At 27.1% G+C, this 11,228-nt stretch carries 7 protein-coding genes; 4 read left to right on the top strand and 3 right to left on the bottom strand.

What is annotated here, in order from left to right; genetic code table 11:
• Positions 1–477: 477 nt before the first annotated feature.
• From H8S10_RS16780 to H8S10_RS16770, 3 genes are all read right to left on the bottom strand, one after another.
• Positions 478–2,475, bottom strand: coding sequence for an alkaline phosphatase family protein (locus H8S10_RS16780; RefSeq protein WP_186839632.1), 1,998 nt, complete (start codon positions 2,473–2,475; stop codon positions 478–480).
• Between the two features lie 391 nt (positions 2,476–2,866).
• A complete protein-coding gene (locus tag H8S10_RS16775; RefSeq protein WP_186839631.1) occupies positions 2,867–3,673 on the bottom strand; it encodes a TPM domain-containing protein in 807 nt (268 codons plus the stop codon).
• A 1-nt stretch (position 3,674) separates the two neighbouring features.
• On the bottom strand, positions 3,675–4,244 hold the full coding sequence (locus tag H8S10_RS16770; protein WP_055264649.1) for a LemA family protein: 570 nt from the start codon (positions 4,242–4,244) through the stop codon (positions 3,675–3,677).
• A 249-nt stretch (positions 4,245–4,493) separates the two neighbouring features.
• Here H8S10_RS16770 and H8S10_RS16765 point away from each other — a divergent pair, with 249 nt between their 5' ends.
• The 4 genes from H8S10_RS16765 to H8S10_RS16750 all read left to right on the top strand — a co-directional run bounded on the left by H8S10_RS16765 (position 4,494) and on the right by H8S10_RS16750 (position 11,053).
• A complete protein-coding gene (locus tag H8S10_RS16765) occupies positions 4,494–5,813 on the top strand; it encodes an amino acid permease (protein ID WP_186839630.1) in 1,320 nt (439 codons plus the stop codon).
• A gap of 177 nt (positions 5,814–5,990) precedes the next feature.
• On the top strand, positions 5,991–9,206 hold the full coding sequence (locus tag H8S10_RS16760) for a sensor histidine kinase (RefSeq protein ID WP_186839629.1): 3,216 nt from the start codon (positions 5,991–5,993) through the stop codon (positions 9,204–9,206).
• A gap of 141 nt (positions 9,207–9,347) precedes the next feature.
• A complete protein-coding gene (locus H8S10_RS16755) occupies positions 9,348–9,818 on the top strand; it encodes a DUF6323 family protein (protein ID WP_186839628.1) in 471 nt (156 codons plus the stop codon).
• 8 nt (positions 9,819–9,826) lie between these two features.
• On the top strand, positions 9,827–11,053 hold the full coding sequence (locus H8S10_RS16750) for a DUF6179 domain-containing protein (RefSeq protein ID WP_207731920.1): 1,227 nt from the start codon (positions 9,827–9,829) through the stop codon (positions 11,051–11,053).
• Positions 11,054–11,228: the final 175 nt, after the last annotated feature.

Raw genomic sequence — 11,228 nt, 5'->3', positions numbered from 1 at the left:
TTGTTGAATAACATTATTAACTCTTGGCATAAAAAACCTCCTAAATAGTAGTTATATTATAAATTATAACCATATTTATAGAGGTTAATCAAATTTCCACAGTTTATTAAAACAAAGCCTTAATAAATAATATTAGTAAAAGAAGAGCATTTAATAAGAAATTAGAGGGAAATTTCAAAAATATATTGTTAAATTAAAAACAATATGTTAATATTTAGTTAGCTAATAATTTAACAAAATAAATATTGATTTATTTTATAATAACTTTAAAAAGTATATTATAAGGTAAATTAATATCCCCTAAAAGGAGATACAGAAATAGGTTGATATTTCTGTATCTTTATTTTATATATAAATTTTATAAGAAAGAAATTTAAACACACAAGTTGTATATAAATTAACAAAAAAAGTAGGAATAATATAAAAATCACATGTGGATTTACAAAAGTTACACATGTGATTTTTATAAATTAATGTTTAGTTAACTATAAATTCATTTGAAGAACTTAAACTGGTGCCACCTTTTGTAACTTGATGAACTGTTACAGAATCATTGGATTCTAAAGATAAATCATCTACTCTAAGAAGAGTTGGGCTGATATAGATAGTTTCATATTTACGATCATTTATATATACTTTACTAAATGTAGTAAAATTTTCTCCACTTACAAAAACTTGTTCATTTTCGTCAAAAACGTTGCTAACTGAGATTGTATCTATACCCATTTTAAGCTCAGTTGCTATAAATGGATTATTACCATTGTAGATGTATTTTTCACCATATAGCATGTCGTATTGAAGTAATTCAAGATCTTCCATATAATTTGATAAATTACTAGAATTGTTATGATATCTATTTAAAATTCCATTATCTATACCAACTCTATTTAATACAGATGAAGTTAATTGGAAGGCTTCTAATGTTTTATCTTCTTTTGCCATATTGAAATTATCCCATATTACATATTCAGTTTGAAATACTGAATTATTTAGTAAATCTTCATCTTCAAGACCTAATGTTGGAAGATGATCCCCGTACATTACTAAAACAACCTTTTCGTCTAGCTTTGATAATTCATCTATTAAATTCTGTATAAAATTGTCCATTTCATAAAGTTGATTTACATAGTAAGTAAAAGCATTTGTATCTTCTTCACTTTCAAGTCCAGTTACAGTAATTTTAGGATTTTCTAGTAAAGGTTCACTTGGATAGTGACCATGACCTTGAACAGATATTGTGTAGATGAAATCCTTATTATCTGTAGAGTTTAAGGTCTTTAATATTTCATTAGTTAAAACATAATCTTTAGACCAACCGGTAGGGGTAGTATCTAATTTCTCCATATACTCTAAAGAGGTAAAGGTATCGAATCCTAGTTGTGAAAAAACAAAGTCTCTATCGTAAAATGTACCAGTATTATTATGAATAGCATGAGTACTATAGTTGTTGTCTTTTAAGGTATAATTAACGCTTTCGCAAGTTGTATCTTTTAAAATAGTTTTATAAGGATATTCACCAGGTCCAAAGAAATCTAAACTCATACCTGAAATTACTTCAAATTCAGTATTTGCAGTTCCAGCCCCTACAGAGGGTACATTTAAATAACCTGAGGAATAATTGTTACTTAACTCTCTAAAATAAGGAATAGGATCTTGGGAAAAATTCAAGCCTTTTACTAATGTTGGATCAAAAAAAGATTCTAATTGTATCATTATAATATTAGGTAAATCTACATTAGATTTAGGAGTAAGTAGAGTGTTATTTGATGCTAATAAAATTGAATCTTTTTCTGTTATTTCTGTATTTAAAATATTAGCTATAGTTTCTTTAGAGTAATTAGTGGGTTTCTTTATGCCTGTATTTAACAAAGTATTTGAGAAGCAATAAGGAAAACCATAGTCTAAATAAGCAAAGGCTATATTACCAAAATAGTCAGCTAGTATATTAGTGGAAATTAGTGTTTTAGTACTTATAAAAAGTAATAAGCCAAGACTAATTACAGCTAGTACATTTTTTTTGTAGTTAATTGATGATTTTATTTTTTGTCCACGAATGTATATTAGTGTTAATGCTATGGCTAAAGCCATTAAACCAATACCGATTACTACCATAAAAAATGGAGATATATATGACGAAGCAATTTCTAGCCCATTTTTTATCATTCTAAAATCGGTAGCAGTAAAAGGGGTGACTCTACAATTTAATATAATTCCATTTGTAATACCGAAACCAAGCCAAACTACTGATATTATTAAAAATACAAATTTACGCCTTCTAAATAGAAAACTAAAAGACAGGGTAAACATTATAATTAAAGCGTTATAAAGAAATACTATAGGAGTTTTAAATACATAGCTAAAAAAATCTGAAAAAGTTTTCCTACTTAAAATTTCAATTATGAGGTTAATAAATATTGCAGTAAAAATACAACTATAAATTGGGTGCGAAAATATTTTTTTAAATAAATCCTTCATATTAACATCTCCATGACAATTATTAGAAATTCTATAAAATATTATACAGTTATTGTAAAAAAATTCAATCAAAAAATAATATATGATTTTAATTAAATTTTGATATAAGCAAAATAGGTATAAGTTAAAAATTAGAGCATTACTTATTTGGGGCAAATAACTATATATAATATATTAATAAATAATTATGATTTATAACTTATTATCCATGTAAATTTTGAGAAAAGTTTACAAAAACTATACAATTAAATACATAAAAATAGAACGTATTAATTAATACGTTCTATTTTTTATTATTTAGAAAAGTTATATAAAAACGGTCTGATATATATTTTACAATTTACAGTTATAAAATCATTTGTCGCTTGGCAATTGAAACTTGTAATTGTTCCTACCAATTTCCGGAGGAACCACCACCATTAGAAGAACCACCACCAAAGTTACCAAAACCACCACCGCCTGATGAACCACCACCAAAGCCACCTGGGCCACCACGACCATTTCCATTAAAAAAGTTATTCCAAAATAGTAAATTTAAAATAGAAGAAGATACTCTACCTCTATTAAGAAAAATATCTGCAAAGATTAAAATTAAAAATAGACTTACAGCTATTTTTACCTCTTTTTCTCCAGATTGTGTACCTTCATTGGGTAAGGTAATATTTAAAGATTTTTCTAATGTAACGTCGTATTCTGAAGCGATATAGTCAGAAAAAATACTATAAGAATTTAGTAAACCTTCACTATAATTACCATTAATAAAGCAAGGTTTTGCAGTGGTCTGCATAATTCTGTTAGTTAAAGCATCTGGTATAGCACCTTCTAGACCTCGTCCAACTTCGACACGCCAAGATTTATCATTAATAGCCAAAAGGATTAAAAGACCATTATCTTTAGTTTTTTTACCAATTCCCCAAGTTCTAAATAGTTTGTTTGCATAATCTTCTATAGGAGCACCATTTGTAGAATTGATAACTACTATAATGGCTTGCGCAGAAGTTTTATCTTCTAGCTCTTTTCCTATAGAAACTATTTGTTTAGCTGTAGAATAATCTATTGTATTTGTATAGTCATTAAAATACTTTAGGTTAGTGGGATCAGGAAAAGTCTCACTACAAAATACATTAAGACTAAATAATAAGCTAAATATTAAAAGAGAAAAAGTAAATTTAATAAAAAAATTTAATTTTCTATTCATATTAACTAGAGAAATCTACTGAAGGGACTTCTTGGGCACCTTCACTAGCCTTATAAAGAGATTTTTCTTGAAATCCAAATATGGAAGCTACTATATTAGCAGGAAAGCTCTTTCTCTTTGTATTATATGTCGTTGCAGCAGTATTATAATCTTGCCTAGCTATAGCAATTCTATTTTCTGTTCCTTCTAGTTGGATAGAAAGATCCTGAAAATTTTGATTAGATTTTAAATCAGGATAGTTTTCAACAACTACTAATAATCTAGAAAGTGCACTTGATAATTCATTATCAGCATTAGCTTGTTCAGTTACATTGGTAGCACCTGCAAGCTTGCTTCTTGCATTAGCAATATCAGAAAAAATATCTTTTTCTTGAGAAGCATATCCCTTAACTGTATTTACTAAATTAGGAATTAAATCAGATCTTCTTTGGAGCTGTGTATCGATATTGGATTCAGCAATATTTACATTTTGTTCTAAGGAAACTAGATCATTATAGGTAGTTACTATAGGTACAATAAGTATTGCTAATACAACAACTATAGCAATGACAATGGTCCAAGTTTTTTTCATAAAATTGCTCCTTTCATATTCTCTTAGAGAATTGATTTTTATTAATCAATACCTCTTATTTATTATTAACTTAATTTAAATTTTTAATCTTTATAGTTTATTTGTAGTTGGATAAATGGGAAAAGGTTGGGCAAATTAAGTATAAATAAAAAAAGAATTTCTAATTAAAAAATAGAGAGTTTTGAATACTTAGACTTGATGTGATTTTATTAGATAAATTCTTAACTTTAATTTGTAAAGGGTGTATTTATGGAAAATAAGAATTTGAAAAAGGATATAGGATTATTTATGGCCACAATGTTGGTATGTGGTAATATGATAGGTTCAGGGGTATTTATGATACCAGCTACATTAGCTGAGGTTTCAGGTCCTCTTGCAACAATTTTAGCATGGATATTGACTACTATAGGATCTATATTAGTAGCTATATCTTTTGCAAATTTAGGTTCAAAGTTTCCTGAAACAGGAGGTGCATATCAATATGTGAAAGAAGCATTTGGAGAGTTTGCAGGATTTTTAAGTGCATGGTTATATTGGAATGGATCATGGATTGGAAATACAGCTATTTTAGTAACATTAACAAGCTATTCAGCAGCTATATTTCCAGTTTTAAATAACCCTCTTTATTCAATAATTTATTCTAGTTTAATACTTTGGGCAGTTACTATATTAAATATAGTTGGCGTAAAGCAAGCAGGGAAAATCCAAAGCTTTACAACTGTATTTAAAATAGTATTTTTTGCTTTATTCATAATAATTGCTTTTTTAAATTTTGATAAAAATAATTTAATTCCGTTAGTACCTAAAAATAAAGGATTAGAAACAATATCGTTAGCAGCTACTACTACACTTTGGGCATTTATAGGTTTAGAGAGTGCTACGGTAGCAGCTGGAGAGATAAGAGATCCTGAAAAGAATGTAAAAAGAAGTACTATATATGGATTAATAATTTCAGCAGTAATTTATTTATTAATTAGTATTGCAAGTATGGGGGCTATGCCAAATGAGGTATTGGCAAAAAGTACAGCACCATTAACAGATATCTTAACTAGATCTTTAGGAAATTCAGTAGGCGTAATTATATCAGCTATAGTAGTAGTATCAATTTTAGGAACAACTATAGGATGGATTTTAGCTACAGCAAGAGTGGCTTATGCAGCAGGACAGGATGGAGTATTTCCTAAAATATTTGGTAAGGTAAGTAGTAAATACAATACTCCCGCTTACTCATTAATTATAAGTGGTGTTTTAGTAAATATTTTGTTATTAACAAACTATCAGAAAAGTATGGTTTCAGCATTTTCTTTTATAACAATATTGGCAACGCTTTCATATTTACCTGTATATTTATTATCTGTATCTGCTGAGATTATGATAATGTTTAGAGATGAAAAGGAGATAAGTATAGGAAAGTTTATAAGTAAATCTATAATACCTTTATTAGCATTTATATACACACTTTGGACTATATATGGATCAGGTGCAGAAACCGTTATGTGGGGATTTATTTTAATGTTATTAGGAATTCCTTTTTACATATATAATTATCACAAAAGTGGAAATAAATAGAAGTGATATAAAATTTATGTTGAAAATTTATGTTGCTTGTATTTGCATATATATAATGATAAAATTATATTTAGTGTAAAAAAAAGTATAATTTTAAATGAAAGAATTAACAATTAATCATATAATTATAAATTAATGTTTTAGTTGTTAATTCTTAATTATTAAAGGAAGAGAAATATGAGAAAAAATAGATTACTAAAGATGGTTTTCTTAATAATTACCATTAATTTAATATTATTAAATTATAATTATGAAGTAAAAGCAAAAGAACAGATGAATTTTAAGAATATAACCATAGAAGAAGGGTTAACACAGGAGACAGTAGAAGCACTATTTCAAGACAGCAAAGGATATATATGGATTGGTACCAACGATGGACTAAATAGATACAATGGATATCAATTTAAAGTTTATAGAGTAGAAGAAGATAATAAAAATAGTTTGGTAAACAATTATATTTTAGATATAAAAGAGGACAAGTACGGAAACATATGGGTAGCTACTGCAAATGGATTGAGTAAAATACATAATGATGGACAAAAGATAACTAATTATTTAGATGATGCAGAAAAAGGAAATTTATCTCATGCAAATGTTGCATCAATACTTATAACTAGTGATGATAAAATATTAATAGGAACTGCAGATGGATTAAATATATATGATGAAGATAAAGATAGCTTTAAAAGAATATTTGAAGGTGATAAGTTAACTGAACAGTATATAAATTCATTAGTTGAAGATAGTCAAAAGAATATATGGATAGCTACAGAAAATGGTATAAGTAAAATTAATTTAGAAACTGGTAGTTCAAAGAATTTTCTATATGACAGTAATGATGAAAATACTATAAGTGAAAATAATATATATAAAGTTTACTATGATACTGATGGATATATATGGGCAGGAACATATGATAGTGGGGCATGTAAGATAGATATTAATACTGATGAAATAACTAGATATTATTGTAAACAAGATGATAAATCAATAGGTGGGAATTTTGTTAAAAACTTTTTGAAGGATTCTAAAGGCCATATATGGGTATGTACTGATGGAGGCTTATCAAAGTTAAATAATGATGGAAGTTTTACTACATATAAGAATAAACTATACGACAAAGACTCTTTAATAGATGATAATATATTTTCTATAATACAAGATAGGACAGGCCTTATATGGTTAGGTACTTATTCAGGAATTAGTATTTTTAACCCTGATAGAAAGATATCACATTATAAGAATGATCCTTTTGATAGTAAAACTATAAGTGATAATATGGTTACTGCTCTTTATGAGGATGAACAAGGATTATTATGGATTGGAAGCAAAAATAAGGGGATAGACTTACTTAACAGGGAAACTGATAGAATTGATAATTTAAGAAAAAATGATCTTATTGATATAATACCAAGTGATTGTATATACGATATAACTGGGAATGGAAATAAAATATGCATAGCTACTGATAAAGGAGTTGCTATAATTGATAAAGAATCTAAAACTAGTAAGATGTATGACGAAAATAATGGGTTGACTAATAATGTAGTAAAAAGCATTTATTATGATAGTTTAGGATATCTTTGGATAGGAACACCAACAGGCCTATCTATTTTAAATTTAGAGACAGATGAGATAATAGATATTACAGAAATTATAAAAGAATATTCTCCATCAGACCAGTATATTGGAGATATATATAAAGATAGTGATGGTGAGTATTTTATAGCAACTTTTGTTCAAGGTGGATTAATTAGAATAAACCCTAGAACAAAAGAAATAAAGGCTTATAGAAATGAAGAAAAAAATAAGAACTCTTTAAGCAATAACTCAGTGAGAACAATAGCAGAAGGGTTTAGAGGAGAAATTTGGATAGGAACTAGCTTAGGGCTAAATAAATTTAATAAGGATACTGAGGAATTTGAGAGATACACAACTAAAGATTGTATAGCAAATGCTAATATTTATGGTATATTAGTTGATAAATATGGTAACCCTTGGGTGAGTACTAATATGGGAATATCCAAGATAAATAGAAGCAATGGAAAAGTTATTAACTTAGACATAACTGATGGACTTCAAAGTAATGAATTTAACGGAAAAGCTTATTTTAAAAATAAAAAAGATGAATTTATTTTTGGGGGAATAAATGGATTTAATATATTTAATCCAGAAGATATTAAAGAAACTCAATATACATATGGTATAACATTTGATGAATTTAAGGTAAATGGAGTAAATATAGATAGCCTTGATTCAAAAAAATTAAAATATGATGAAAATAATATATTTATAGAAGCATTTTTACCTAATTACATAAATCCAAAGGCAATACAATATTATTATTTATTAGAAGGTGCTAATGATGACTGGGCAGCGATGGAAACAAATTCAATTACTTTAAGTAATCTTTCTCCTGGCGATTATGTATTTAATATTAGAGCAAGAAATAATAATGGAGTTATTAGTGAAAGTACAAGTGTAGCATTTACAATATCGCCACCATTTTGGGCTAGCAAATACTCTGTGTTTCTGTACATTTTTATAGTAATAATTACTTTTTTAAATCATAAATATAAAGTTAAAAAACTAGATGAACTAGTAGACCAAAGAACTAATGCTTTAGGCGAAGAAATGAAAAGAAATAATGACTTATTTAAGAAGGTAATTGATTTAGAAAAAAGCAAAAATAATTATTTGATAAATATGTCTCATGAACTAAGAACACCATTAAATGTTATTTATTCAACGGAACAATTAATAAGAGAGTTAAACAAAGGTGATTTAGGGATAGAAAAAGATAAGTTAAATAAGTATATGGGAATTATGATAAATAATACTAAGAGATTATTGAAAATAATTAATGATTTAATAGACTCTTCAAAGATTGAACATGGAAGCTATAGAATAGACATAAAAGAAGTGGATATAGTTTATTTAGTAGAAGAAGCAGCACTTTCTTTAAGTGAGTATATTGAAGATAAAGGTATTAATTTAATTATAGATCCTGAAATAGAAGAAAAGATAATTGAAGTAGATGAGAATGAGATAGAACGCTGTATAGTTAATATAGTGAGCAATGCAGCAAAGTTTACTAATATAGGGGGGAATATTGAGGTCACTATAAAGGATCTTAATAACCATGTAAAAATAGAAATTATAGATGATGGAATAGGAATAGATAAAGATCATCATGAGTTAATATTTAATAGATTTAATCAAGTTGTAGATAAAAATGCTGAAGTTAAAGGTGGAAGCGGATTAGGCTTAACTATAACTAAAAAGATTATAGAACTTCATGAAGGTGAAATATATGTAGAAAGCGAAGTAGGTAAGGGAAGTAAGTTTGTTATCATATTACCTATAAAACAAAAAAGAAATAAAATGGATTAATAATAAAAAAATTCCCAGTTAGAATAATCTATCTGAGAATTTTTTTATATTTTCTGATTATATATTACCATAAAATTACGAAAATTTCAAGTCTTGTACTGCTCTGAGGTAAGGAGTAAAGTGTATTGAGAGGTGATCGAAATGAATGAAAAATTTAGTTTAGTTCTTCAGGATATGCAGAAAAAACAAGCTATAGCAGAGATTAAAAAGTGTAATGAGCTTACAATCAAATATGATTTGCATTTAAATGATGATGAAGTTAAGGCATTAGTTGAAAGACGTTTTGATGCGTTGAAAAATACAGGAAGAATAGAATTTTCTGAAGGTATTTTAACAAAGATAATTGAAGCCTTTTGTGATTCACCTTATATTATGCAGCAAAATTATGAAGATACCTTATTAGAGCTTCAAGATGCATTTTACTTTTTTAAAAGTGAAGCTATGGATCAAATTTCAGATGATGAGCTAATTGAGTTTATGAAAAGACATTTTGATGGGAAATGCCAAGGCTCTTTAGAGTATTTAAGTGGAACAACTTTAGAGGAGCTTTGTAGAAATACAAGATACGGATTTAAAGTTGATGATACTGATATATATGGACATCAATTTTAGGAGGTATTATGGAGAATAACAACAGTTTGTTGAAGTTTTCAGATGAGATACAATTAGAGAATAATATTAGTAATGAAAATAGAGAGCTAATTGAAATTAAGATGTGGAACCTATTAGGAAAGTGGACTGAACGATATACAATGGGGGATAGTACTTCTGTTCCTATTGAAATAGCAGAAGAGTTACTTAAGTCGATTTCTTTTTCGATAGGTATAGAGTTAAGGGATTCTAGTGATTTTGTAGAAAGATTAATAAATGATGATATGATGAAGCTACTTAAAGAATCATGGGTTAAAATAGAGGCTATGATAGATGAAGGAAAAGTTTTGTTAAAGGAAGTAATAGAAACATCAATTCATATAGGAAATATCTCTTATGAAGATACTATTAGGGAAATAGAACAATTCTTTAAGAGGTATGATTATAGATTTTTTGCACATCAGATAGATTGTAGTATAGATTATCAGCTTTCAAATCCAATATCAGAAGAATTGCAAGGAATAGAGTATATTAATAAGTATTTAAAGACAATTTTAATTGAAAATAAGTTTTGTAGTAAATTTAGTAGAGAAAATATAATTAATATTTTAAATAGCTATTGTTCTGATTATAAAGGTTTATTAATTAATATATTTGAGCCAGTTGTTATTAATACTTTAGGACTTTCTATTTTAGAAGAAGATATATTAGGATTAGATATTTCAAAATTTCAGAGAGAAAGGTTATTACTCTTTTTCAAAGGGTTATCAAAAAAGCAGACTAAAGAAGCACTTGCTGATGGAGCAAAAAAAGTTTGTGATAAATTAAATATAAAGAGCAATGAAGTGATAGAGTATATTAAAAAAACTTGTATAGATATATATCCTAGGCTTGAAGAGGCATTAGCAGAAGGAAATATAGAAAATATATTTTTAAGTTTTGAAATACAGGATGATTTTATAGAAAATGTATTTATAGATAATGAGCCAATGAATGATGAAAAATTAAGAGATTTGATAGATGAAATAAAAAGCTGTAGATTTATTTCAGATAAAATAGCTATAGTAAAACAAGAAATACACAGCTTAGAAGATTTGATAGAAGTTTTAGGACAATGTTTCTGGGGAGATGAGCCTATAGAATTATTTAAGGCGCTTTCAAAAGATGAGATTGAATTAATAAGATATTATCTAGAAAATAATCCAGAGTATTATTCAGACTCAGGATGGGAAAAAAAGGGGCTGTCTCTGAAATGATTTTTAAAATCATTTCAGTAGACGGTCTTTTTATTTTTTATTCATATATTTATATGAAATTATTTCTAAATGAACAAGTTTTTTGACACGACAAATAGGAGGTTATAAGCCTCCTATTCTCTGTAAAAATATACCTTTACGCTATTTTCTTTTCATGCAATAATATACCATTTCT

Origin of the sequence: Clostridium sp. NSJ-49, from assembly GCF_014287725.1 — a bacterium.
Classification (GTDB): Bacteria; Bacillota; Clostridia; order Clostridiales; family Clostridiaceae; genus Clostridium; species Clostridium disporicum_B.
The sequence above is the reverse complement of the archived record's forward strand: the minus strand, read 5'-3'. Positions and strand labels throughout refer to the sequence as shown.

Coding starts and splice junctions, on each gene's coding strand:
- H8S10_RS16780 (WP_186839632.1), bottom strand. CDS start 2,475: ATGAAGGATTTATTTAAAAAAATATTTTCGCACCCAATTTATAGTTGT.
- H8S10_RS16775 (WP_186839631.1), bottom strand. CDS start 3,673: ATGAATAGAAAATTAAATTTTTTTATTAAATTTACTTTTTCTCTTTTA.
- H8S10_RS16770 (WP_055264649.1), bottom strand. CDS start 4,244: ATGAAAAAAACTTGGACCATTGTCATTGCTATAGTTGTTGTATTAGCA.
- H8S10_RS16765 (WP_186839630.1), top strand. CDS start 4,494: ATGGAAAATAAGAATTTGAAAAAGGATATAGGATTATTTATGGCCACA.
- H8S10_RS16760 (WP_186839629.1), top strand. CDS start 5,991: ATGAGAAAAAATAGATTACTAAAGATGGTTTTCTTAATAATTACCATT.
- H8S10_RS16755 (WP_186839628.1), top strand. CDS start 9,348: ATGAATGAAAAATTTAGTTTAGTTCTTCAGGATATGCAGAAAAAACAA.
- H8S10_RS16750 (WP_207731920.1), top strand. CDS start 9,827: ATGGAGAATAACAACAGTTTGTTGAAGTTTTCAGATGAGATACAATTA.